Origin of the sequence: Natrinema halophilum (genome assembly GCF_013402815.2) — an archaeon.
Classification (GTDB): Archaea; Halobacteriota; Halobacteria; order Halobacteriales; family Natrialbaceae; genus Natrinema; species Natrinema halophilum.
In genome coordinates, this window is record NZ_CP084880.1 from 1 (window position 1) to 24,108 (window position 24,108).

The window sequence follows — 24,108 nt, forward strand, 5'->3', positions numbered from 1 at the left end:
CAGTCAGTTCACAGATAGCTAATACAGAACTCTATTACAGACATCTGTTACAGATATTTGGCGCTAACGTCTGACACAGATTTATGCTATAGGAGTCATAACCTGGTGCGCATGATTACGGCCGTAGTCTACTCGGAATCAGGCGGGACGTACAAAACGACGATGACGGCAAATCTGGCTGTCGCACTCGAGCGAATGGGGCAGAATACCCTCGTGCTTGATCTCGATCCGCAAGAAGGAAATCTGACTAGCCTCTTCGACGTCGGCGAATATCGGAACGATCCAGACGCCGATAACTTGGTCAAGCATATCCTCGATATGCCAGACGGCGATTTTCAAGACCTAATTGAAACGACGGCTGAAGGCGTCGATGTCGTCCCAAGCCATGATATGCTTGGAGACTTCACCTCGAATCTCGAGCAAAAAATCTCTTATGAGACGGGAATGAAGAACATGAGCCGTGATGACTACCCCAGATTCGAGCTTCTGTATAAACTTCTCTGGGATAAGCAGCAACTCCACGAAAAGTACGACGCTGTTCTCATCGATCCGAACGCACGTGCGGAGGACTTACTGTACAACGCGATTTTTGCGCTTCGGACGCTCGTTGCCCCGGTCAAACCTGCCGGAAAGGGCAATCTGAGCCTCGAAGGCCTCGAGGAACTCGTTGGAAACATGGAGTCCCAATTAGATATCGAGATCGGGCTATCGTGTGTCGTCCCGTCTGGAGTAGGGCAGACAAATGCTCACCAGCAGTACCAGAAGCAGTTCGAGAATACGGAGGCATTCGCGACACCAGTGACTATCGGAAACCGGGAGAGTCTCATGGACGCGATGTGGGAAGCAAGAGGCTCAGCGTTTAAAGTGGTTGAAGAACGGTGGAAAACGTTCGAGAAAGACGATCAGATGGTGAGCGAACCCGGCCAACGGCGGGTTCATGATCGAGAAATCGAGACACTACGGAAGTTATACGAACTCGCCTGGTTCGTCGCGACGGAGACGTTCGATGCTGACGTTAATCCGATCCTCGAGCTCGATATTCGAGACCACGAGACGAGAGCCATCGATCTTCGTGAGGACGACACAACGGAGGCGACGACCGCATGAGCAATTTCAAATCCGGATCCGGGAATCTAGATTTCGGAGGTAGCGATGGTGATGACGATGATGAGACGTCCAAAACAAACACTGAAAGCGAGGAACCACAAGACGAAACCAGTGAAGCCAACTCTACACCGCCAGGATCGGCTTCATTGGCCTCGTCGAGATCGGAATCTACTGAGACCGAAGGGAGGTCCGATCAACCGCCATCAGACCCGTCCTCTGCGGAACGATCTGTTACGGCCAGTAGTTCTACAACGCAATATCCGTATTTCGTTCGGCGGAGTAACGTCGGTGACGAGCGGGATACGCGACTCGAGATCCACGTCCGAGACAAGGTCGCGAACCAGGAGGGCCAGTTCCGAAATGAACTCGCTGAGCAGCTCGGAACGAGCGAAGTATCAAAGACCGATGCCCGTGAATTTGCGCTTCTCGCAGCGTTTCACAACCCTGAGCAGGTAGCTGAACTGATGGAGGAAGAAGGATTCGGGGCGTTGGATTGAGGCTGAGCTGGGTCGACGTACTATCGCGTGGGTGAAGCGCGACATTTTGCGGATGTGGGATCAGCAAGTCGGAGAGTCTGCGTAACCCACGTTGGGATAGCCGATATAATGCGTAGCATGAATAAACCGTATTATGCTATACTATTCCTTTGACGGTTACGCTGCGAATGACGGTCAAAACATGCACGAGAACTACCCTTCTCAGCGCCCCACACGGCAAAAACCGCGAAGATCCCGGTCTACCTATCAACTACAGCGAAAATATGACTACGAACGATAAAGCCAGGAGAAATCAGCGGGTTCAGGCGGTGAAGCCTCACAGGAAACGCGAACCCGGAACGAGAATTACAGGAGGGCGACCAGCTCCCTATCCAACCAGTCCAGGAACTGTGAGAGTGTGATCCGCGGCTTCTTCCACATCTCAACCAACGACCGAAGAGTAGTACTCCTGAATCACTGCAAGTGTCTCCGTGTCGGCCGGGTAAATAGCGAGGGAACCGTGTTTCGCCCGGTGCTCCCTGCTCTCTTCCCTTGATGCATTCTCCCCAACTGTATTCGGTAACAATCGCCAGAACCCAACCCCGTCCATCGCATTGTCAGCTGCAACCTCTGTGAGATTCCGGAAGTACTCGTTCCGGTCGGTCAGATCCACACCCTGAATGTCCTGTTGCCGAGTAACGAGAACGCTATCATCGTGTTGATCGTGGTAGGCCTGTGGGTAGTTCCGATTGCTCTCCACATCGCTGGCTGATTCCTCTGTTTCTATCGTCGAGATGTACCCGGTGTCAGCGTCCGGGACGAAGTGAATGCCGTATTCCCCGGCGTACACTGGTTTCCCGATCTCGTCGTGTGCGAGGCGGGTTTTGTGTTCTGCGTACCGGCCGGCGAGTTCCGGTGACCGAATCTGTACTCCGTCACGGAACGGGTGGATCGGGTAATCGTGGAACGAGCACACGTCTATCTCATCAACCTGGTGGTCTTCGACAAACGCGCACCGCCGAATCCATGGCTCATAGACTTCTCCCATGGAACCATGCATCCCGGTGCTCACGAGGTGATTCGAGTCAATGGATTTGATGTACGATGCGATGTCCTCATACCAGAACGCGAGCGAGCGATCTTCGGTATCTCGTGAATTGTATTCGAGTTCGTTCGCGCATTCCCACATCAGGATCGTCGGTTCGTTCCGGTACTCAACCCCTGTGTACTGATTTTCGCGGGTGAGGAAGTACTCGATGTGCTCCTTGAAGTACTCGTTTGCTTGCTTGTCCTCGATGAACGCCTTCGTGTTGTAAGAGTAGTCTGCGGTATCTGACCATGTCCCGTAGGCCGCGGGGCTCGGTGCGTAGTTCAGACGGTCCTTGGACGCGTCAACGTGAACGCCTGTAACAGCGGCACGATGAGTCGAACACCGGTTTCCTTCGCCTTGGCGACCGTGTAGTCGAAGTATTCGAACCACTCGTCGTTGAATTCGCTAGGCGCTTGATGCGTCGCTTGTACGTTGTTCCACGGGGCGGGGAATCCCCAACACCGGTACGCCATGATGTCGTGGTCCGCGGCTGCTTCCATCGTCCGATCTGTCCACTTTTGGCCCAATTTGGTGTGCGTGAGCAGCGCCATCATTCCGTTGAACCGGTATGGGTCCCCGTCAACGTGGAGTTCGGTTCCGTCACGCCCAACGAAATCCTGGATCTCGAAGTCCCATTCCGAATCGGTCGTCGTCTCCGTGGACGTGTTCGTCTCTGATTGCGTTGGTTGACTAGTGTCCTGTTCGGTGGGAGTTGTACCTGTACCGCCTTCATTGCACCCGGCAATCCCGACAGCACTGGTTGTGGTTAATAACGCGAGCATTTCCCGACGGGAAACCCGATTTGGCGGCATATTGTGGGTTACTAATCAACCTGTAAAGTGGTTAGGAAAGTTGAACGGTGTTTTTGGACCGAGTGAGGTGAATTTAACTCATGCACGTTTCGTGTCGTTCGCAACTAAACTTTGACAGTCGGGCTCTAACCTCGGAGTGTTTTACTTACTCGGCTTGGCAATCGGAGTATGTGAATTCTTCGATACTGTTAGCGCCTAATCGGTGACAGTTCGTGTGATCTCAGTAACTCCGGGTCTGACGTCACTCGGTGTTTCTCTTTATCTCGATTTCTTTTCAGCCCCACAAGAGGGAATCAGTTCTCGCCCAGACGCGAAAGTAGTTCGTCAGTCCTGTCTTGGGCCTCTTTGCGGGGGACATCTTCATTGATGAACCGCTCAATGACTCGAGCACGAATTTGGCCGTACTCTAGCGTGTCCCGAGGGTCGATGTATCCGTTCTCCTCGAGATAGGTTTCCAGTTCGCTCGCCTTACCGCTACGGAACCGGTTCACTTCGCCGTCATGGAGGGACTCGACAATCTGCCTGCCATCCCCATTGACGGATTCAGCAAGGCCCGTGACTTTGTCGATGAAGTTACTGCTCACGGCGCCAGAGTCCTCGAGAATCTCCCGATCAACGGGCTCGCCACGACCCACCTCCCAAGCGTCGACGAACTCGTTCAGCGCTGCAGCGTTCTCCTGAGCTACCGTAATCTGTCCCGAATCGACTGAGAGGAGGTCTCCGTTGCCCCACTGGAGCAGGTTGTTCAGCTGACCCCAGTGCTCGGTCCCGAACTCCAAGAGTTGATGGAGGGTTTCGACATCATCGACCAGGTACCACAGGTGCGCTGTCCCGATGCCTCGGTGCGGATTGAACGAATCCACCGCGAGTTCGTCCCCATACGAGGCGTGGTCGTGACTGTCGGGACTGGGCGCCTTCGGAGTGAACGATTCGACAGATTCCAGATCGGGAATGTGGACCGAATCGTCGACATCACGAACCGTTGCAAGGTCGACAATTTCGTGGGCAACACCGTTCGTACTCTCCAGTGCAGCAGTCCACTTTGCCACTTCGTCGCCCTGAGCGGTGAAATAGAAGACCTGACGACCGTTTCGAGCGAGTTCGATCGTCGACTCGATAATTGTCTTCGCCCTGCGGTCGTCGGTGTTTGCGAGCGTCTCGTCGAGGAGAATCGGAATCCGAACTCCCTGTTCCTGCTGTTCGACGAAGGCGATTCGGACAGCGAGCAGGACCTGCACCCGAGTACCGCTCGAAAGCTCGTTTAGCGCGAGTCCCTTTTGTTTCGATTCGTCAAATGCATAGAACTCGGCGACGGATTCGTTGAAGTCCAACCGATACCGGCCGCGAGTGATCGTCGCCAGGATTTCACGAGCACGTTCAAAGACATCCGGACGACTAGTCTCCATCGTTGCCTCCTGAACGTGATCCACCAGTACGTCCCCGACCATCGCAGCACAGTCATCCTCGCAAGGTGCGTTCCACGCACTCGTCGTCGACCATCTGCTTCTCGAGCGACCGGGGACGGCGTGGTGGATCGATACGCATGGCCACGCACAGACCGCACTGCTTGCAGACGTCACACCGAGTCGGCGCGTCCTTAGGAACATCCAGATCGCGCGTGCATTCACCGCGTATCAGCACTACACGTTGTGCTCGAGGCTTCTGGAGGATTCCGACTACGGTGTGCTTGCGAGTGTCGACCGGAACGACGTCGGCCTGATCGTGGTGCCGGCGGTGGATGGCCTCTATCGCGATGACGATCTCGACGGAACTGAGGCTGAGAGGATGGTCGTGTCGGCGCTGGCTCGACTGGCAGCTGCGGCTCGACAATACGAGTGTCTGGTGTTGATCTCGAAGGCTCGCGATGATGAGTTCGCGGCGCCGATCGACAATTTCGTCGACGAGCGAATCCAGTGTCTCGAGACCGATGAGGGTGCTCGATTCATTGGTGGAGAGTTCGAGTCGTTGGTCTATCCCGTCGGCAACGGGATGGTCCAGACGACACTCGCGTTCTGGAATGAAATACTCGAGGCGCGTGAGCCAGCGTATCCGTCGCCGATCACCGCGGGATCGATCCGAGAGGTGGCGTAGATGGGGAAGACGAATCCTACCTATCGCGACCAGTTGCGCCGGCTCGAAGAAGACTGGCAGCCATTCCGGCGGGCGCTGCGCGTGCAATACCAGGAGGAGTTCGACCAGTTGTTTGATAACGCACGGCAGTTCGCGGATGCTGCAGGGGTCCAAAACGAGATGATGGTGATGGAGCCGTTTCTGATGTCGGTGCTATTGGCTCAGGAGTGTCGGATTAGGGTGTTGGAAGTGTGTCTCGAGGAGTAGATGATCGAGGAGGTTAACCAAGACGTTCGAGAGTGAATTTCGAGAAACGCGGACCACGTGTGGGAACTCTGCCTTTGGACGATTCCAACACACTCGGAATCGCGAAGAGATTGATACTGTTCATGCCGAACATATTCATTGTCGCGTTCCCCGATACGCGACAGCTCCCAACAGGCACCCACCAATCTCGTCCCAACCAGCCCGGCGGCAATCTCTCCTCGTGCCCATCCGGGCAGGTTGAGGTATTCGAGTGCGGTTATCCAATCTCGAGTTCGTCGTCGGCTTCCTCAGGCCGGACGTCATGCTCTACGAATCGATCAGCAGCTAACTGCCACGCCCATCGGGATAGCTCCGGATCCACGGCTTCGTAGTGGAGGCTGTACTCAATCAGTGCGATAGCTATCAAGAGCTCATCTCTACGGTTGGGTCGTACATCGCCTACGTTGGTCTCAGCTTCGGACAAAGGACTCGGTCCGTAAATCGGAACACTTCAAGTCACTGCTATGATGGGTCACCACTGTTCTCTCAGTATGCGAAAATGGGAGCGGCAACGGCGCGTCGTCAAATACGAACTCGAGAAGCGACTGTTGGAACTCCTCGATAGCGACGTTAAGGCGATGGTCGATCGTTGGCCAAGGGTTTCTTCGATGATGATCTTGTGGCGATCTGCGATCGAGGGAAGGGCGTTGGCTTGGGATTGCCTCCGGGCGAGTTCTTCAAGGGCCGGCTACTCTGCTACGTGATTCAGCGCGGTGGGCGGACGCCGTTTCGTGGGGTAGTGTGGCAAGGAGACAACTCGAGGCCACGGTTGAGCGAAAAACCGAGCGAATTACCGAACTTGAGGAAGAGATTGAACGACTCAAAATTGAACTCGGAGACAGTAACCGAGACACAGACGTGAGTCTTGGGGAACGAACAGCCACCACGAAGGAGGGCGAGAGTGAGTCCAAGGCAACGTCCGTGTGGAGAAAGACAAAACGATTGTTCGGGAATTGTCCCGACTGAAAGTAAACTGGTGCTGTTCCGTTTGCCATTCCCTGAGAGAGGTGATGGGTCCTCGAACCAAATACAGCATAGACCATCCAGGGATGTTTACCTCACCGTAGAGCGATCGTGTAGACATGGCCACGGATCTCACCGAACGGGTGCAAGAAATCGCGGAAGCGCGAGACATGCCCGAATCGGAGATCCTCCAGCAGGCACTGGAACGCGGTGTCGAGGACCTCTGGATGGATGGCGTCCTCTCGCGGTACGTAAACGGCGAAATCGATCGGGAGAGTGCGATTGAACTCGTTGGTCGAGACCGAGTCATACGTGCAGACCGCGAACTGCAGGCTGTTGGAGAAGACGTCCAATGGGGTTTGAATGCGTGATTGTTGCGGTCGCAGTTACCAGTCCGCTAATTCCGAGCAAGCCCGTCATCGATATTCCGAGATCGTACGATAGGGGACATAGTACCCAATTTCATCGATCCACGTAGACAGCCACTCGTCAGCAGTCGCTTCATCGATCTTCCCAGCATCGATTGCAGCCAACAGAACCCCAACTGACCCGACAACGGTCACGCCCTGTTCTTTCGCAAACGATCGGGCATCCCCGTCGTCGGTTAGCAGTCGGCCGTCGTGTGCATCAGCGAGGGCGAACGCCTGTGCTTCACCGGGATCAAGATGACTACTGACGACTGCCTCTCTGTTTGCGACCGTGTCCGAAATCGTCGCGACTGGAATCTCGTCTTCGAGTGTATCGAGTGCTGACTGGAGATATGGATGGCTATCAACGCCGTTTTTGAGTTCCTTGCGAACGACTGGAACCGCGCAGATACCAGACAGTTCTTCAACCACCCACAGCTGGTCGATATACGCAAAATTCGAGAGGATAGTCGTGTTCAGTACGCTCGGGTCTGCTGGAATATCGATATCGTCACCTGTCATTCGCACGTGACTCCTCGTCGCCCGAGCCCTTATCACCGAATTCGAGTTCGCTTGCTGCCTCTACCTCATAGGCCGCATCTTCCTCATCTGCTAGCCCAAGCCGGAGTTCGACGTCGTGCTCGCGGAGGATATCACGCATTGTCCAGCGGTCGACATCAGCGAGTCTCGCAGCATCACCGAGCGTGATCCGCTCTCGTTCGTAGAGGGCGACTGCAGCTGCAATACGCTCGTTTTCATGGTCCTCGAAATATTCACGCACGAACTCTCGCAGCGCATCGCTCTTGCCACCAAATACACCAGCCTCGACAGCACCCTCAATGAGGAGGTCGAGGTCGTTTGGATACGACCCGGTGATTCGCGCCATCGTTCTATTTCAGACTACGTCTTCATACTATTTATGAACTGCGCCAGAATGCTGTATGCAGTGAGAGGGACGGTTTCATCTTCTGGCGTTCCTGCCGTTCAAGCAATAGGACAGCGGCGACGTCGTGTGCTAACGCATCTATTGTGGAGACCAACGACCGGCCGTCGGAAGGGAAGATCGGCGGGCGGTGAGCGACCATGACGAGTGAGACTGACAAACCGACCGTCTACGTCACGTGCCCTCGAAGATGCCGGGGACGACGAACGCGAAGAGGAGTACGAGCACAGCGAGTACCAGAAGCAGAACGGGGCCCAACTGCGGGCCGAGGCCGATGGTTTGTGCGACGCCATCGCCGATGGGTTTTGTTTGTGCTTTGATTCCGTTGCCGGCAACGCCAGCTGCTCCAGCGCCGATAGCTGCGGTGATGGCCGCTGGTGGCCCACCTGCTTTCAGTGCTCTCGTCGGACGCGAAGATGGCTGTCCAGCCATACCTGTCGTATCGAGTCCCTGAACGTTAAGTATTCGACTCGTTTCGCACTCAGACACACTTGTGACCACTCACTGTTCTTTTGAGGCGCTTGTGGCTGCCCTGTATGGCTTTGTGTGTGATGTCAGTATCTTTGAGGTGGAGCCCCTGACCTCAACAAGCGAGGGCATCAACCCGAGCGAAGTAGGGCGGGGTCGGTTACAAACTGTGGCTGAACTCGAGACCAGGGATGTTCCTTTCTGGTGCAATGAACCGTAAGTTGACGTCACCATCTATGTATAACCCGTTGCACAGAATCAGATAGTGTCTGAAACTGCGCAACGAGATATAACAGTGTGTATCGATGCGTATCCAGATACGGATACAGAGGTCTTCTGAATCGGAGCTGCAGATGATATCCTCCGTCTTCTGGCCGACGACCACAAAACGGAATATACGATACCGGAACTCGTCGATGCAACTGGGGTTACTCGATCAACAGTATGGCGAGCAATCGAACTTCTCGACAACATCATGCCATACGGATCCGGAAGACCCCGCGACGGAACTATGTCGCCTATCGGTCTATGTCGCCTATCGGTCGTGGTCGGTACAGCGGTTGCGAGGCGAAAGCCCATGACTAAAGTCGTGGGATGAAAACGAGGCGTGGGAAAGTTCTCGAAACCGCTGTCCGGGGCGGGGCTGTACCGGCACGGCCCGAAACGTAGGTCATGGTTCAACGTGACAACGAACCTGCGAATCTCTCCGTTTCCGTGGGTGCAACCCCCAGTGGGGGAACCCCACGGCTGTAGCCGTGGGAACATGTCAATTATCTATTTATTTCGGGGTTTAAGGAATCCCTTAACGGGCTTGAACCCGAGGCACTCGCCCTGCTCCGTCTGTAGATGGTTTTAGAATGCTGACTACTCTCGCATATTCCACCGTTCGAGCACCCGTTCTCGAAGGACGAGTAGACCGGGTAGGATCATCCGACAGCTGCGAAAGCGAATAGAATCGCCAGTCCAGTCACGATACCGAACCACTGGAGTGGGGGTGAGAGCGCGAACGCGAGGACGCCGAAGGCGGCGGCTGTTGCGGCGCTGGCAAGCAGCGTGCCACCAGTGCCGGTGATCGTATTGGTAAGCGTTCGACGACGGCCTCGTGACCGCCAGCGAACGATTCCAAGTAGCAGGCCAGGACGTCGAGCCACCGTTCGTCATCGATCGTCATAGCGAAGTCTGCGTCTTCGGCTGGTGGGGGTCTGCTGTGCGGATGCCGAGAGTACCATCAGCGACGAGGTCGACAGCGTCGTGTCATACGCAGCTGTATTCGGTTCTCACAATGTCTCGACGATGTACTACGGCCTGTCGAACGTGGATGCTTCCCGGCAGTTGGGGAACTTCGTGTACGCGAAGCGAATTCACTGGTACGACGAGACAAACGAAGAATTGGTTCGGGGGGTCGCGCAGAGGGGCAAGGCAAACAGTCTGTGACTGGGACGGGCTCTACGCCTACGTGTCGACGGCCGAATGCATCACTACCGTAGTGACCATCGATGATGACTTCGAGCACTTCAACGCTTTCGAGACCGGAATTAGACAGAGAGTTCCACCGAACCCTGCGTGACAGATCGATCCACCTGATGTTCAGCGTCTCACCGGGACCCGAACGAATATATAACAACACTTACAAACGCGGGTATGACCCGTCGCGAGGTCACCGTTCCATCTCAGTACAAACAGGCAATCGAGGCAGTATCGGTGGTCTCGAAGAAATGGCACCCGGTTGTACTGGCAGTGCTCTTTCACGACGGGCCACAGGGATTCAACGATCTCCTCCAGACGAATTCCAATCTCTCCGGGAAGGTCCTTTCTGAGACGCTCGAAGACCTTCGGGAAGCCGGTCTTGTCGAACGCAGGGAGTTGAGCGAAACCGCCTTGCGTGTGGAATACCATCTCACGAACGCAGGTCGCGATTTCGAGCCGATCTTCGACGCACTATCTGACTGGGGAGAGCGCCACCTCGAGACAGAAAAGCCAGGAGTACTCGTGGCCGATACGGATCATCGAATCATTGATCTGTACAGCCAGTGGCTTCGTACTCGATACAGGATCGTCTCTGCCCGAGGCACCGATGAAGTCCGCTCGCGCCTCGACGAACCAATCGATATCGTTCTCCTCGACGAGAACCTGCCAGGAACCAATGTCGAGACGTTCGTATCGGAACTCGATCACGACTGCCGGACGATACTCCTCGTGAACGATCGCCCGTCGTTCGATCTCATTTCGGTATCGGTAGACCAGCTGCTACACAAACCGATCGTCCACGAAGAGCTGATTGACACGGTCGACGAACAACTCTCGAGGCGGGGGGAATCGGCCGAACAGCGTACGGTATCTTCCCTGAAAGCGAAACGAGCGCTGTTCGAGTCGGTCTATTCCACCCAACGACTCCGAAATGACGATCGCTATCGCGACCTCTGTGACGAACTCGAAAACCGGTTGGAACGAGACACCCAGTGAAATTCGCACGCGACTTTCTCCGGGCATAGTCGACCGGATCCGCTTTTCTCCCCGTTCGTATCGAGATCAGTCATCGCTGTCTCTTCTGGGGATCCATAGGGTTCTCTCTTTCGGCACCTCCGACGATCCGTCGTTTCAAGACGTAGGCTACCCCACTGAGGGCTGCGAGCCCGGATCCGGCGCCAAAGCCTGGAACTTCGTCGTCCAGATCGGGGGTCCTCTCGGAGGCATTCCTATCGCCGGTTTCGACATCGTCACCATCGTCGCTCGAGTCGGCGTCGGTAGCGTCGTCCATCTCCGCCTCTCCGCCTTCGTTCGACCCGTCGTCCGAGAACGAGTCATCGGAGGAGTCGACCGAACTCCCGCCGTCAACGGCCTCCCAACTGTCTTCGGGAAGTACCACCCCGCCCTCTTCGAGCAGCGCGAATTGTTGCTCGTTGTGGGTTTCCTCGAGGTACGCGTTGCCCAGAACCACGGCCGTTCGATCCCGGAAGAGCATCCCCGGCGTTCCTGGGGAACGCTCCCCGTTCGCGACGATTTGGTAGATGTCTTCCTGGGGTGGCTGGTAGATGTCTTCCTGGGGAGGCTGGTAGATGTCTTCCTGGGGTGGCGCCGTGTTGCTGGAGAAGAGCGTGTCACCCGAAAATAGCGTATCGCCTGGGAATAAGGTGTCGCTCGGGAACAGCGTCTTTCCTGGGAATAGGACGGTTCCATCCGCGAGGAGGGCCGCCTCGCTCTCGCTGAGTTCTCCGGATGGGTCCTCGAGGAAAGCCGCGATGCTCTCCTCGAGTGAAGCGAGCTGGTCATCGGCATCTCCCGTTCCTGGAGCTTCCTTAAAGAGAACCATCGATCGGTCTCTGATGTGAGCGTCGGCCGTTGCGGTGAGGAATCCGTTGTCTCCCGGTTCGAGGGCGACGACTAGACTGTTTTCGAGGAGAATCGCCGCTTCTGCCTCCGGAACGCCCTTATTGAGGGCCCCCTCAAGCATCGTGGTCGTGAGAAGTTCGAGATCCTCCCGAACGAGGGCGTCTCCTGGGAACAACTCGTCGCCGGGGAACCAGGTACCGCCCGGGAATAACGCATTGCTGGGGAACCAGGTACCGCCTGGGAACAACGTATCTCCTGGGAAAAGCGTATCACCGGAAAAGAAGACGAGTCCATCCGAGATGATCTCCTCGTACTCGGACAGGTCCCGTTTTCGTACCCACGTGGCGTCCTCGAGGAGCGTCGTGGCGTGTCCGAGCAGCGTCACGATTTCCGCTTCCGGAGCGGCCGTGGCGTCTCCACTCACCAGTGATCCGCCCTGAACGGCGACGACATCATCCCGAAGGAGAGCGTCTCCGGGGAACCAGGTTCCCCCGGGAAAGATTTCGTCATCGGAGAGAGCCGCCTCGAGTTCGGAGAGCCCCTGTTCCGCGAGGGTGTCGCCGGGGAAGAACACCGTCGCGTCGGGGAGCCATCGCCGTGCGAAGGACGTAAGGGCCCCGTCTCTTACAATCGACTCGCCAGGGACGGCCACGCTGCCGTACTCGAGCGCTTCGTCGAGAATGTCATCGAAAGGAGTTTCAAAAAGCGCTTCGAATTCTGCGAATAGAACGGTTTCGTCAGTCCCCACGTCGCGTACTGTTTCGTAAGACTCGTCAGCTACAGGGTACGGGGCGACGTCGAAACTCCCCTCTGGGAGATAGATGCCACCCTCATCGAAGAGCGCGAGCCACGGGTATTCGAGTTCGTGGTACTCTTCGAGTTTCGCGTTTCCTCGTACGTACGACACTTCGGGTCGGATGAACGACGGTCCCGAGAACTCCGATCCGATGTCGTACAGCTCCGTCCCGTCCGACGAGACCAACTCCGATGTCGAGATCGCGTCCTCGAGTCCCGCAAGTCCGTGTGTCTCGAGCGTATCGCTCGGAAACAGAACTGCCGTGTCCGTACCCTGATCAGTCCACGGGACACGAACGAGATCTCGATTGTGGACCCAAGTACCGCCCGGAAATGCCACCGACCGATTCTCGATGAGGCCGGTCGCACCAGCCGTCGGGGACGGGCCAAAGATCGTCTCTCCCGGGACCATCGTCGCGACCTCCTCGACCGCGATGTCTCGCGTCGTCCGGTACCGTTCGGCAGCGCTCTCGGATTCGTCGGCTTCTTCGTCTATCGAGCCGACAGCTGTCTCGGCCCACGCGTCATGGTGGCCGAGCGTTCCGAGCCGAACCCTCGAATCCTCGCTCGATCCTTCCCCATCCACGTCGATAGCGTAGAGGTAGCCGTCGTCACAGCCGACGTAGAGCACGCCATCGACGACCGTGGGTGAACTCCAGATCGGGTCGTCGAACGCGAATTCCCAGACTGGCTTCCCTGTGTCGGCATCGAGCCCTGAGACCGTTCCCTGAATGTTCGCGACGTACACCCTCCCATCGGCCACCGTGGGCGCGGCGTGGAACTGCCAGTCAGTGTCGGTGTCGGCCGGCACTGCGACGCCGAATTCCCACAGTTTCTCGCCCGTAGCGGTGTCGACGGCGTACACCACTGCGTCGGTGGGGTCATCTGCGATGCCGAAGGTCGTATCGTCCGTCCCGACGTACACCACGCCGTCGTGAACCGTCGTCGCGGTAATAACATGTGCGACCGGTTCCGTGAATGCCCACTCGCGCGTTCCGTTCTCTGCATCTACGGCATACAGCGTCGAGTCATCGCTGCCCACGTACGCGGTCCCGTCGACCACCGTCACTTCAGAACTGATCCCCAGATCAGTCTCGAACTGCCACTCGAGGGCGCCTGTCTGGGCCTCAAGCGCATAGACATTTCCATCTCGGCTGCCAATATAAACGACGCCGTCGACGACAGTCGGTGCGTTCCTGATGCTGTCTCCAGTCGAATAACGCCACCGCTCAGTCCCATCGTCGGCATCGAGGGCGTACACGGTACCGTCTTCGCTGGCGACATAGACGGCGTCGGTCACGCGCGTCGGCGAGGAGTTGACATAGGAACCGGTCCGGAAACGCCATTGCTCTGTACCGTCCTCCGCGTCCAGCGCGTAGATGTGGTAGTCTGTACTACCGATGTATACCGTTCCGGCGACGACCTGGGCGTCGCTACGGATCTGGTTCCCTGTCCGATAGGACCAGCGTTCGCTTCCGTCTGTAGCGTCGATAGCGTATACGAAACCCCCCTTGTCGCCGACGTAAACAGTTCCGTCAACGATCGTCGGTGACGATTCCACGAAGCCGTCGGCCTCGAACCGCCAGCTCACATCACCAGACTGTGTCCCCTTTTGGGCGCTGGCAACTGTAGAGCTGGAACTAGAAATACCGACGAGTGAGGCACCACCGACAGCCTTCAGTATACATCTACGGCGAGGTTCATGACCGGATCCAGGACTGCCGGAAGGTGTGGCTTCGACGGACGTAGTGCTCGGACCGGAAGCGGATCGGTTGTTCTCCACGCGGTTTGTAGATTCGTTTTGCCGACTGTTCATGATCTACCACTCTCCCGGGGATGCCTCGGTGCGCCTACGATTATCATTCTCACTCTTACTGCGAACTGTATCTCCCGACCACATAATCTCTCGCTGAGACATTCGTAACGGACGGCTTACCACGACGTAACCTCCTTGACAATCAAGTGTGACAACTAACTGGCAGAATTGTAAAGTGACCTATGGCCGTACCGAGGAATCATGAATTCTCCGCCGGCGGTGACCGTACTGCTAATCGAGGACGATCCAGACGACGCGCGGATCGTCGAACGATTGCTCCTCGAGTACGCACCGGCCGGCACAGAGCGACCCGGGGGGAAAGTCGAGATCGAATCAATTGAATACGCGGACAGGCTCCACGATGGGCTCGCAACGATCTCCGGCACATCGATCGATCTCGTGCTTCTGGATCTCGAGCTGCCGGACAGTAGCGGTGTCGATACCATCGAAGCGATGACGCAACGGGTACCGTCTATACCCATCGTCGTCCTGACCGGTCGGACCGACGTGGGGGTTGAAGCGATTCAACGAGGGGCCCAGGATTACCTCGTCAAAGGGCGGCTCACCGCCGAACTGTTGTTCAAAACGATTCGATATGCGATCGAACGGTCCGAGATCAGCCGCGAGCTTCGGGATCGAAAGCACCGTCTAGTACTTACAAACGAGATCCTTCGGTCGAACCTTCGGAACGACCTCAGCATCGTCGTTGGTCTCGCTGACCAGCTCCGGAATAGTGACGACCCAGTCGATCAGGACATCGTCGAACCGTTGCTCAAGGCGAGCCGACACGCACTGGAACTCTCGGATACGACTGCCGAGTTGGTGGATATCATAACGGGTGACGTGACCGTCGAACCGACGCCGACGGATCTCAGTACGATCGTCGAGGCAGAACTTGACCGTATCAGGCACGAAAACGACGTCGAACTCTCCATCAAGTGGAACGACACACCCTCGACGCCGATACCGGTCGCAGGAACGCCGATACTCGGATCGGTGTTCGAACACGTATTCTCGAACGCAGCCACACACAGAAACGGTGATATCGCACGGATCGCTGTAACCGTCGAAGCGACTGACGACACTGCATCTGTCTCGATTGCCGACGACGGCGTCGGCATTCCTGACGAGCGAAAGGAGGCCATCCTCGACCCCGAGGTCGGAAATCAGGCCTCAGCCGGCGCAGGGCTGTACTTCGTCAGGACCGTTCTCGAGAGGATTGGCGGCGACCTCGACATTACGGATAACGATCCGCGGGGAACGGTGGTAACGATTACGCTCGATCGAATCGAGTGACCGAACGGTGAAATCGCGCCACGTGATTTCGGCAGCGAGTGGTCGTGGGTAGTTCACTCAACGACGTCTACGTCTGTAATTTCGAATCGTGCGCCACCACTTCGTCCCTCCCTGACATGAATCGACCATCCGTGAGCACCGGCGATCTGTCGAACGATACCGAGACCGAGGCCTGTTCCGTCCTCTGACGTCGTATAGCCGCGTTCGAAAATCCGTTCTCTAGCCGCTTCGGGAATCCCCGACCCGTCGTCCTCGACGAAAAATCCGTCCGGTTGCAAGCCGACCGTAATACGTACGCTGCCGTTCGAATCGGCAGCATCCCGAATACCGGTATCAGTCCCATTAGGGTCGTCGAATCCGATCACGCTCCCTTCCCCGTCGCGAGTTTCGGCAAAACTATACTCGACGGCGTCCTCGGACGTCAGCGAGTTTCGGTCCGTCGAACCGTGTTCGACGGCGTTCCGGAACAGATTCTCGAGCAACTGTTGCAAGCGATTTGGATCCGCATGTACCGAGCGGTCTGTGTCGACGATCAGTTCCGCGTTCTGACCCCACACGCGACCCCAGGCCGACTCCACAACTGTCGATATCTCGACAGGCTCGACCGACTCTATTTGTCGTCCAGTCCGTGCGAGTCGGAGCAGGTCGTCGATCAGGCCCTCGATTCTGTCCGTCGCATCGAGGACGTGGTCGATGTGCGAGACGTTACCGGACTGAACTGCCATTTCGGCGCTTCCCCGGATATCCATGAGCGGACCCTGCAAGTCGTGCGAAACGATACTCGCGAACTGGTCCAGGTACTCGTTCTGCTGCAAGAGTTGTTCCTCGCGGCGCTTGAGGTCGGTGATATCCCTGACGACGACGACAGAGCCGAGCGGGTCCGCGTGACCGCTCTCCAGGGGCGTGGTCGACACCGAAAAGTGTCGTTCCCGACCGTCGAGTTCGAAAGAAACTTGCGTATCAGTCTGACTCGCAGACGTGAACGCTGTCAACATTTCGGGCGGAACCGGCTCAAAGAACGCGTCTGCGGGCATTCCAACTGTCGCATCCGTTGGCTCGAAGAGGGCACGGGCAGCGCTGTTCCAGTCGAGGATTCTATTCTCGTCGCCGAGGATAATCGTGGCATCGACCATCTCTTCTACGGCCGTCTTCCTGCCGACCGGGACGATTTCGAGGAACTCGGCTCGATACAGCGCCCAACTCAACAGAACCACGCCGATGGTGACTCCAACCGGCGTTGGATCGTGCAGAAACGGTAATACCTCGGCAAACCAGAGCAGGCTCGCCGCCACGCCGAACAGTGGAGTGACTGCAAGTATCCCCGCTTGTCGGCGACGAAGGCCGCTCGAGTTAGCCCACTCCCCAACGAACAGGACGGTCGAGAGGAACACGAGGATGTACACAATTACGATATGAACCCAAAACAGCGGGCCGCGAGGTACGTTGAGACCACCGCCGTCATCGACAAACGCAGTCGACTCGAAGAAGAGTTCATGCATCCAAAAGAAATTGGTCCAGAGCAGTACGAAGTGAACCAGTGCGAACGTAGCCAGGGCGCCGAGAATGATCCGCGGAGCGCTCTTTCCCGTCGCGAATTCGACCGCAATCAGTATCCAACCGGCGAAACAGATCGTAACCGAAAACATAACCAGGTTGTAGAGTACTAACGACCCGGAAAGGCTGTGGACGAAGTAATAGAGCCCGACCGAACCCAACCAGAGGCTGACAGCACCAATCGTCACCGCGAACCATTTGCTACCCGGTTTTTCAGGATATCGTATCGGTTTACGTAGCAATATGGGTACACTCACAGCTCCGATGAGGTATAGCACCCTAATGTGGAATTCCTCAATTGGCCCCATACGCATACGATATCTTATTAGTTTGCAGGAGAGATATCAATTTATCGACTGAGTAGAAGGAGATCGGATAGTACGCTCAGCGACCATCTCATGATGATAGTATCGGACCCTCGCTTCATCATTCAACAGTGAAGTGACTCGAGAGGGAATACGGAAATTTTCTATTGAACATACTCATTTTTCAAAAATTAGAGGAGAACGGCCACGATTTCGGTCGTGGGAGAAGTCACACCAGAACGAAGTCGTTGACGAGGATGATGAGCATCACACCGCTTACAGCAAGTCCCCCGAGGGCGATGAGCGGGCCGGTGATGGACATGGAATCAGCGAGTTCGGTCTTCGTTTTATCAGCCACAATAAACAGGTCGGATTCAGGATCTCGGCCAATGATGATGTCTGCTCCCTCTTCTGCCTCGGATGGTCGTCTCGACTCGCCGAGCACGCAGACCTCTTCGCCGATAGGAAGCACCGACTCGGTGTACTGGCGCTTGATTACATCGTTTGGGATGTCGTCGTCGGAGAGGCCGTGCATTCCATCGCCGTGGCGATCGTCGACCAACTCCTGGTTGTCTGAAGACATATTGTAGGTGATACCATCCTCGAGTTCCACCAGAGCGGCCCCAGACTCATCATCGACGTAAAATGGAGTTTCGTCGGATCCCTTTTCGATACGTTTCCACTCCTTCTCACTATCGACGACGTCCGAATCGGACGACGAGCCTCCCTCAGTGTCTGTCTCGACGAGATCTTTGACCGAAAACGAGTACTGGACACAATCACTCTCAGTGACCGGTGATTCGAGCGGTTCTTCCACTGGACGAACAGTGCCACTGATCGCGGTGCGCCCCTGCGTGACCGATCCTATTGGAGCAGTTTCAGTCTCCTCGATCAATTTGCTCCTTTGGTAGCGCGAGTAGCCGATATAGGCGCCGAGGAGACCAACAATAAACGTGCCGGCGATGACGGCGACGATCGCCGGTTCACCATTGGTCACGCTCTGTAACGGCAATGCCGTTTCGATCACCTCCTTCTCGGGAGCCATCGATTCACACCCTGACATAATCAGTGGCACGGGAGTTCACCTCTCTGGCGTCTTGTTACACGATTTGATTCACTGGTTGACCGTCGCTGATGCCTCGGTACGAAGACGACAAATCGACTTCCGCGCATACCATCTTGTGATGGCTCGATATGAATAATTACTAGCTAACCAATATGTTGGTGATTTGGTTACCTCAAAGTAACTACTTCGCCGCCCTTGGAAACCACTCCGGTTCCTGAAAACGGACATCCTAAAAGCAGTAAATTCGAGGCGACGGTTACGGTCACGAACATCGGCGACAGTTCGACTGAGGTCGAACTGTGCCTCCGGGTAGACGAATCCATCCTGGAGAGTGTGGCTGTCGATGTCTCGGTTGGTGAAACACGTACGGTCAATTTCGAGCATTCCTTACCGAATCCGGAAGAGGTAGCGATAACCCGGAACGGCCAGAAAATAGGCTACATGATAGTCATTGATAGGGAATAGATGAAAGGTTTGAAATTCGTCAACGCTAAACTCAACAATCTACGAGAATAGTAACGATCTGGATTCGACCGTATCTTGAATTGATGTGTCCCAATGTGTCCCTGATCAGCCAGTAATGCGCGAGATGTCTGGCATTTAGGTACACTCACTGTATTTTCTTCATACGTCCGCTCAGAAGCACTGAATGTGTCGTCAGAGAATAGTTGTGTAATGAGTCCATTTTCAAGAAATCTCACGGTCTGCCACACACACTCATCGCTAGGATCAAGTCGAATCGGAAGGGCCCGAACATTTATCACCACCCGCTCTTAGCAGTATTCATGAAAGATAAGATTACTGATTGGTCGCGACGAGAATATCTCAGTGTCGTTTCCACAGCAGTTGTCGGGACTGCTGGCTGTCTCGGTGATGACGGTGGGGGAAATGGTAATGATGATGGTAGCAACGGTGGGGGCAACGGTGATGACACCGATGGCAACGGTGAGGATGCCGAGAAGTCGATCAGCAAGTCGGACGTCAAACCGTTGGTCCAGTCGTGGGTAGAGTATGAAACAGCTGAAGAGAAGGAGAAATTGCTTCACCCCGACTCCGGAATGCGTGCCAACGATCCCTACTACGAGTGGGAATTCACCCGCATACACGAGGTCCGAAACCCTACAGACGGTTCCGTTTTCGTTCATTATGGACGAGAGCGTGTCGAAGACGACGTCTCCGCTCAGTACGAGGTCGAACTTCGGCAACACGATGGTGAGTGGTTGGTGTACGCAGAGGAGTCAGCCTGATTCTGAGACCGCCGGTAAGCGACCGGTCAAAATTCGTCCGGTCGATCTTTGGGGGATTCGGTCGCGAATTCGACGCCAGTTTCTCGGTGTGATCCCCCAGGCGCTTGGCTAGACAGCGAAATCAATCGCAGTATAGCGATTCACCACCAATTCGACCACAAAACGACGTTTCACAAAATGTTTCGGCGAAACTCGGTCAGTTACCTCTGTATTCCTTCTTGAAGCTGCAGAACTCTGCACGGTGCGATTCTTCATCAGCGAGTAGCGTCACCGCGAGATCCTCGCTGACGGGGTCATTTGCGGCTTCGGCCGCGTCGATCAATTCACGATACGTGTCGATCGCATCCTATTCGGCATCGAGGACACCGTTAATAACCGAGGCAATATCTGTGGTATTCGCTGGCAGCTGGAGTGTCTCCTGACGTGGGACGAACGCTTCAGAGCCCGGTGGACTGGAATCCAGTTGCTTGAGCCGCTTGCCGAACTGTTCGGCGTGACCAAGTTCCTCCTGAACGTCCTGTCAGAGGCTTTCTTTGATCTCTTCCGCGTGAATACCATCGAGAACGGTCGAGAGCGCCAGATAGTTCATCACCGTTTCCATTTCGTCGTGATACGCCTGCTTGAGCAGGTCGATAACCCGATCGTTCGACATAGTTACTTTGTGAGACCACAGAAGTATAATCCCATCAGATATTCTAACATTTCTGCTCCAGTACTATTCAGGTGACGAGGGCCTCATAGAATTATTCACAAGGACTTTGTTCACCGAACCTCTGATGAACTGTCTGTTGCGTAGATTCACGAGTTGTTCAGTTTGTGGTTTCAGTTGATATGTTGAACAAGGCGATGAAAGTGAAACCGAGATAGAAACCAGTTCCGTGAATGAGCGTTTCGGTGAGGAGTTCTTCTGGTGAAGGGATTCCGATAATATGGGTGAGCCACATATCACTGAAAGATATAAGAAATGCGAGGGAGTAAGTGAACTCCACCCGGCGAATACTGAAGAGAGGGTTCTATTCTATACTATCTGGTGGATCGAGTAATGCAGAAATGCGGTTACAATTGTCACAGTCTAGTGAATATCTTCCGTGTTTAACTCCAAAGCACTCGCACTGCTCAGCCTATGGAACTCTCTTAGAGAAGGATGATAGTTAGCAGAAACGATAGGATTTTCTATGGGCTTGGTTCTTTCTAATCATGAAGTATACTCGTCACATACGTGCATTTTTGTTACTTTTGCTTGTGGCCGGGACAGTAGTTGGGACCACCGGCGTGACTGCTGTGGGAGATTCAGTTTCCCACGAATCCAGCGTAGCGGTTCCCATGACTGATAGTGGATCGCTTGCGGGGAGTACAACAACTGCTCAATCAGACGTGATCCGTACGGATTATTTCGAGATAACCTATGAAGAAAACGAACGTGCCGAGGCGGAGGATATTGCATCCTACGCCGACGAGTATTATAAACTACTGTTCCAGCGCTTCGGCGTCGCGCCGGTTGAGGGACGAGTTGCTGTCGAAGTCGTCGCGAGCAACACCGTCGAGTGTGACGGGGTCCAACGAGCGGGTTGTTACAAGGGAGTCGGGTCAAGAATCGTCCTGACATCTGCAGATAGAACGGTGTTTTTCCATGAGCTGACACACCGGTTCCAAGACGACGCGTTCAGCCTCGCTCCGGGAGCGATTACACCGGAAGTCGTCGTAGAGGGAACCGCCCAGCACATAACGACACCACCTGAAAAAATCGCCAAGAGAGCATCGTTCGATCGGGATGCAATCTACTTCACCGACGAAAACGCAGACGGCGACGAGTACGACGAATTAGCGCTGTTCACCGAGTACGTACTCCACGAGTACGGCCGTGAGGGGTATGACGTGCTGTACACCAATAACCACCCTCGCGAGCTTGAATCGGTTGTTGACGAAGAGTACTCGACGATCATCGAGGACTTCTACGCCCAACTCGACGAGCAGAAGGCGCGGATGCAAGACGGTGGTGCCTCGTCACCGGGGTTCACCTACGACCCGTTCCTTGTCGAGCGGGGTTCGGAAGTCACCTTCGACGCGCGGACGCCCGACGCTATCGAAGCGATCGGCCGAACGTGGTACAACGGTGAGGTCGAGTCCTACGAGTGGGACTTCGACAGCGATGGCGAAATCGACGCAACCGGGCCGACTGTGACTCGGACGATCGAGGACCCCGTCGACAAGACAGTGACGCTGTACGTCACCGTCGATGGAGAGCGACTTGAGGCTGCACAAACATTGCTTCCTGCCGTCGCGCCCAAGTACAGCATCCAGTCCGTCGAAGAAGGAACGGGCACCTTTGACTACTCAGGGAGCGACTCGTGGGGAGACATCGCTGCGGTCCCCGGACAGAACTTAACCGTCGACGTTGCCGTCGGCAATGACGGAGGGGTTGGTGGCTCCGAGACAGTCGAATTGCTGTTCCGGGGTGAAGTTGTCGATTCGACAAGGGTGACCGTTGCCTCTGGCGAAACCAGGCCTGTGACGCTCTCACACGGTCTTCCCGATGGTCTCGAGGCTGGGAACCATCGCTATCAGATTCAGATGGGTGGCGTACAATCCCAGGAAGATGTCGTGTATATCGTTGAAAAAGTCACGGCCGATCTGTCGCCGCAGTACGGCGGTATTTCGGTTGAATCCTCGCTCAAAGGTGGGACGAACATTGAGACGCCAGTGAGTACTGGTACCTCGACGACAGTACACGTTCCGGCGGCGATCACAGATCCCTATGGACTGAGTCTTCCTGTAGAAATGAAACTATACCTCGACGGAGAACTGGTTGGTCAAAAGGTAACAACGATTTCATCGTCCAGTGTCAGTGAGGGATTCGACATCACGACACCCGAGGATCCCGGGGAGTATGAACTCCGAGCCGTGATCTCCGATGAGCGAGACGTGCTTGACGGCTCGACTGAGACGACTCACACGCTCGTGGTCCAAGACAAGTCTCGGCTCGATCAGCCGGTGGTCGCCCGTTGTGGTCCTGAATTGCGGGATTACTGTTCCATCCTCATAGAATCTGTTGAGGCACCTGAAACGGTCGAGGTCGGGACCGAAGCCGAATTCGACGTCAATGTGCGGTGGAAAGAGGACCATATAGATTCCCTCCCGTTCAGTATAGAGGCAGGTGTTGGTGAACAGACCGAACAGATCGAGACAGAAATGAACCCGGATGGTACCGGTCAGATTACAGTAACGGAGACGTTCGAGGAAACGGGCGAGTATACTGTCACAGTACGGGGGCTGGTAGTGCACAGGGTTACGGTCGCCGAAGAGGTTGAGACGGCGCCGGAAGATAGCGACAGTGACGGAGGTGGTTCCGATACCGACTCGTTAGCCGATGGGTCGACTGCAGACGATGGATCCGACCGCGGCACATCCTCTGAGAATCGGTCCGAAGACGCCGACAATAGCGATTCGGTGTCGGACCTGAGCACACCGGGGTTTGGTGTCATTACCGTTGTACTCTCGGTCGTGTTAGCGATACTGATACTTCAGCGATCACGGTGAGACTTGCCTCAGATCAACTGCGTAGCTCTTTCAGAGCGTGCCATAGAATCAGCCAAAGCCCATTCACTATGTAGTGAACAGTCAATACAGGCCCCCTTTCTTTAAACTATACTTGACATCAAATTCTCATACGGGTTCTTTAACCAACAGACTATATTATGAAACTTTTTCGTTGGTTAATTCTGATGGAAACAAAAATGTTTCGTGTTCCTGACGGCATCAGCAGACATTTCGGTGTTGTCAATCTCAGAAGTGCACATCTTCCCGCAGTTTGTAGGCATGGACTACGCATTCACTGCCATCGGTTCAGACTATATCTGGACCCACGGTGGCTATCCGCTGTTTGTCACCGCCCACGAGTCTGATCTCGACGCTCACACAGAGTTCTTTAGTTGCTTCAGACTCCAGTTACAGAGTTCGAGGTGAATGCCAGACCTTTAGGGTCAGGATGAATCAGGCAATCCCCTACGCACCCTAACGCACGATGGCAGCCAAAATTGGGCTTTCAAAACTGGGGCAA

Annotated in this window: 19 protein-coding genes and 3 pseudogenes; 10 read left to right on the forward strand and 12 right to left on the reverse strand. The window is 55.4% G+C overall.

Translation table 11 applies throughout. The annotated features are described in order from the left end of the window. Positions 1-111: 111 nt before the first annotated feature. The gene (locus HYG82_RS41820) at positions 112-1,107 is read left to right on the forward strand and encodes a ParA family protein (protein ID WP_235218068.1); all 996 of its coding nucleotides are present in this window, start codon (positions 112-114) and stop codon (positions 1,105-1,107) included. Then, positions 1,104-1,604, forward strand: coding sequence for a DUF7970 domain-containing protein (locus HYG82_RS41825; protein ID WP_235218069.1), 501 nt, complete (start codon positions 1,104-1,106; stop codon positions 1,602-1,604). The genes HYG82_RS41820 and HYG82_RS41825 overlap by 4 nt, the downstream gene beginning before the upstream one ends. 421 nt (positions 1,605-2,025) lie before the next feature. On the opposite strand, the gene HYG82_RS41830 is transcribed toward HYG82_RS41825, so the two are convergent. The 3 genes from HYG82_RS41830 to HYG82_RS41840 all read right to left on the reverse strand — a co-directional run bounded on the left by HYG82_RS41830 (position 2,026) and on the right by HYG82_RS41840 (position 4,891). Then, positions 2,026-3,063 (reverse strand): glycoside hydrolase 5 family protein, encoded by a 1,038-nt coding sequence (locus tag HYG82_RS41830; RefSeq protein ID WP_235218070.1) that lies wholly within the window; start codon positions 3,061-3,063, stop codon positions 2,026-2,028. Beyond that, positions 2,955-3,485 carry a hypothetical protein gene (locus tag HYG82_RS41835; protein WP_235218071.1) on the reverse strand — a complete coding sequence of 177 codons (531 nt, stop codon included), beginning with the start codon at positions 3,483-3,485 and terminating at the stop codon, positions 2,955-2,957. Before HYG82_RS41835 ends, HYG82_RS41830 begins: the two co-directional genes overlap by 109 nt. 293 nt (positions 3,486-3,778) lie before the next feature. Beyond that, a complete protein-coding gene (locus tag HYG82_RS41840) occupies positions 3,779-4,891 on the reverse strand; it encodes an ATP-binding protein (RefSeq protein WP_235218072.1) in 1,113 nt (370 codons plus the stop codon). A 277-nt stretch (positions 4,892-5,168) separates the two neighbouring features. On the opposite strand from HYG82_RS41840, the gene HYG82_RS41845 reads away from it, so the two are divergent. Further along, on the forward strand, positions 5,169-5,576 hold the full coding sequence (locus HYG82_RS41845) for a hypothetical protein (protein ID WP_235218073.1): 408 nt from the start codon (positions 5,169-5,171) through the stop codon (positions 5,574-5,576). Continuing rightward, entirely contained in the window at positions 5,577-5,822 is a 246-nt protein-coding gene (locus tag HYG82_RS41850) for a DUF8156 family protein (protein WP_235218074.1), read from the forward strand. Positions 5,823-6,078: 256 nt separating this feature from the next. Here the strand turns inward: HYG82_RS41850 and HYG82_RS41855 are convergent, their stop codons facing one another. Continuing rightward, a complete protein-coding gene (locus tag HYG82_RS41855; protein ID WP_235218075.1) occupies positions 6,079-6,228 on the reverse strand; it encodes a hypothetical protein in 150 nt (49 codons plus the stop codon). 715 nt (positions 6,229-6,943) lie between these two features. Between HYG82_RS41855 and HYG82_RS41860 the strand changes: the two genes are divergently transcribed. After that, the gene (locus HYG82_RS41860) at positions 6,944-7,195 is read left to right on the forward strand and encodes a hypothetical protein (protein ID WP_235218076.1); all 252 of its coding nucleotides are present in this window, start codon (positions 6,944-6,946) and stop codon (positions 7,193-7,195) included. A 45-nt stretch (positions 7,196-7,240) separates the two neighbouring features. On the opposite strand, the gene HYG82_RS41865 is transcribed toward HYG82_RS41860, so the two are convergent. The 3 genes from HYG82_RS41865 to HYG82_RS41875 all read right to left on the reverse strand — a co-directional run bounded on the left by HYG82_RS41865 (position 7,241) and on the right by HYG82_RS41875 (position 8,606). Beyond that, positions 7,241-7,753, reverse strand: coding sequence for a PIN domain-containing protein (locus HYG82_RS41865; protein WP_235218077.1), 513 nt, complete (start codon positions 7,751-7,753; stop codon positions 7,241-7,243). Then, positions 7,743-8,117, reverse strand: coding sequence for a UPF0175 family protein (locus HYG82_RS41870; RefSeq protein WP_235218078.1), 375 nt, complete (start codon positions 8,115-8,117; stop codon positions 7,743-7,745). The genes HYG82_RS41865 and HYG82_RS41870 overlap by 11 nt, the downstream gene beginning before the upstream one ends. Before the next feature lie 231 nt (positions 8,118-8,348). Next, positions 8,349-8,606, reverse strand: a complete 258-nt coding sequence (locus tag HYG82_RS41875) for a hypothetical protein (protein WP_235218079.1) — start codon at positions 8,604-8,606, stop codon at positions 8,349-8,351. Positions 8,607-8,907: 301 nt separating this feature from the next. Here HYG82_RS41875 and HYG82_RS41880 point away from each other — a divergent pair. Continuing rightward, positions 8,908-9,161, forward strand: a pseudogene (locus HYG82_RS41880) (HTH domain-containing protein); the annotation flags it as partial. A 345-nt stretch (positions 9,162-9,506) separates the two neighbouring features. Here the strand turns inward: HYG82_RS41880 and HYG82_RS41885 are convergent. After that, a pseudogene (locus HYG82_RS41885) lies at positions 9,507-9,730 on the reverse strand (MMPL family transporter); the annotation flags it as partial. A gap of 553 nt (positions 9,731-10,283) precedes the next feature. Here HYG82_RS41885 and HYG82_RS41890 point away from each other — a divergent pair. Continuing rightward, positions 10,284-11,105 carry a winged helix-turn-helix transcriptional regulator gene (locus tag HYG82_RS41890; protein WP_235218080.1) on the forward strand — a complete coding sequence of 274 codons (822 nt, stop codon included), beginning with the start codon at positions 10,284-10,286 and terminating at the stop codon, positions 11,103-11,105. A gap of 70 nt (positions 11,106-11,175) precedes the next feature. On the opposite strand, the gene HYG82_RS41895 is transcribed toward HYG82_RS41890, so the two are convergent. Beyond that, positions 11,176-14,358, reverse strand: coding sequence for an outer membrane protein assembly factor BamB family protein (locus HYG82_RS41895; protein ID WP_235218081.1), 3,183 nt, complete (start codon positions 14,356-14,358; stop codon positions 11,176-11,178). Positions 14,359-14,784: 426 nt separating this feature from the next. Here HYG82_RS41895 and HYG82_RS41900 point away from each other — a divergent pair, with 426 nt between their 5' ends. Further along, positions 14,785-15,879, forward strand: coding sequence for a hybrid sensor histidine kinase/response regulator (locus HYG82_RS41900; protein WP_235218082.1), 1,095 nt, complete (start codon positions 14,785-14,787; stop codon positions 15,877-15,879). A gap of 53 nt (positions 15,880-15,932) precedes the next feature. Here HYG82_RS41900 and HYG82_RS41905 read toward each other — a convergent pair whose 3' ends face one another. Together HYG82_RS41905 and HYG82_RS41910 are read right to left on the reverse strand one after the other, a co-directional pair. Next, positions 15,933-17,747, reverse strand: coding sequence for a histidine kinase N-terminal 7TM domain-containing protein (locus HYG82_RS41905; RefSeq protein WP_343233124.1), 1,815 nt, complete (start codon positions 17,745-17,747; stop codon positions 15,933-15,935). 220 nt (positions 17,748-17,967) lie between these two features. Next, positions 17,968-18,783 (reverse strand): E3 ubiquitin ligase family protein, encoded by an 816-nt coding sequence (locus tag HYG82_RS41910; RefSeq protein ID WP_235218084.1) that lies wholly within the window; start codon positions 18,781-18,783, stop codon positions 17,968-17,970. A gap of 806 nt (positions 18,784-19,589) precedes the next feature. Here HYG82_RS41910 and HYG82_RS41915 point away from each other — a divergent pair. After that, positions 19,590-20,051 carry a hypothetical protein gene (locus HYG82_RS41915; RefSeq protein ID WP_235218085.1) on the forward strand — a complete coding sequence of 154 codons (462 nt, stop codon included), beginning with the start codon at positions 19,590-19,592 and terminating at the stop codon, positions 20,049-20,051. Between the two features lie 196 nt (positions 20,052-20,247). Here the strand turns inward: HYG82_RS41915 and HYG82_RS41920 are convergent. Then, positions 20,248-20,703: pseudogene (locus HYG82_RS41920) on the reverse strand (ferritin-like domain-containing protein). A 671-nt stretch (positions 20,704-21,374) separates the two neighbouring features. Between HYG82_RS41920 and HYG82_RS41925 the strand changes: the two are divergent. Further along, entirely contained in the window at positions 21,375-23,588 is a 2,214-nt protein-coding gene (locus HYG82_RS41925) for a hypothetical protein (protein ID WP_235218086.1), read from the forward strand. The last annotated feature ends 520 nt before the right edge of the window (positions 23,589-24,108 follow it).

Excerpts from the sequence above, each read along its gene's own strand:
- HYG82_RS41820 (WP_235218068.1), top strand. The coding sequence starts at position 112 with ATGATTACGGCCGTAGTCTACTCGGAATCAGGCGGGACGTACAAAACG.
- HYG82_RS41825 (WP_235218069.1), top strand. The coding sequence starts at position 1,104 with ATGAGCAATTTCAAATCCGGATCCGGGAATCTAGATTTCGGAGGTAGC.
- HYG82_RS41835 (WP_235218071.1), bottom strand. The coding sequence starts at position 3,485 with ATGCCGCCAAATCGGGTTTCCCGTCGGGAAATGCTCGCGTTATTAACC.
- HYG82_RS41840 (WP_235218072.1), bottom strand. The coding sequence starts at position 4,891 with ATGGAGACTAGTCGTCCGGATGTCTTTGAACGTGCTCGTGAAATCCTG.
- HYG82_RS41850 (WP_235218074.1), top strand. The coding sequence starts at position 5,577 with ATGGGGAAGACGAATCCTACCTATCGCGACCAGTTGCGCCGGCTCGAA.
- HYG82_RS41860 (WP_235218076.1), top strand. The coding sequence starts at position 6,944 with ATGGCCACGGATCTCACCGAACGGGTGCAAGAAATCGCGGAAGCGCGA.
- HYG82_RS41865 (WP_235218077.1), bottom strand. The coding sequence starts at position 7,753 with ATGACAGGTGACGATATCGATATTCCAGCAGACCCGAGCGTACTGAAC.
- HYG82_RS41870 (WP_235218078.1), bottom strand. The coding sequence starts at position 8,117 with ATGGCGCGAATCACCGGGTCGTATCCAAACGACCTCGACCTCCTCATT.
- HYG82_RS41875 (WP_235218079.1), bottom strand. The coding sequence starts at position 8,606 with ATGGCTGGACAGCCATCTTCGCGTCCGACGAGAGCACTGAAAGCAGGT.
- HYG82_RS41890 (WP_235218080.1), top strand. The coding sequence starts at position 10,284 with ATGACCCGTCGCGAGGTCACCGTTCCATCTCAGTACAAACAGGCAATC.
- HYG82_RS41900 (WP_235218082.1), top strand. The coding sequence starts at position 14,785 with ATGAATTCTCCGCCGGCGGTGACCGTACTGCTAATCGAGGACGATCCA.
- HYG82_RS41905 (WP_343233124.1), bottom strand. The coding sequence starts at position 17,747 with ATGCGTATGGGGCCAATTGAGGAATTCCACATTAGGGTGCTATACCTC.
- HYG82_RS41910 (WP_235218084.1), bottom strand. The coding sequence starts at position 18,783 with ATGGCTCCCGAGAAGGAGGTGATCGAAACGGCATTGCCGTTACAGAGC.
- HYG82_RS41915 (WP_235218085.1), top strand. The coding sequence starts at position 19,590 with ATGAAAGATAAGATTACTGATTGGTCGCGACGAGAATATCTCAGTGTC.
- HYG82_RS41925 (WP_235218086.1), top strand. The coding sequence starts at position 21,375 with ATGACTGATAGTGGATCGCTTGCGGGGAGTACAACAACTGCTCAATCA.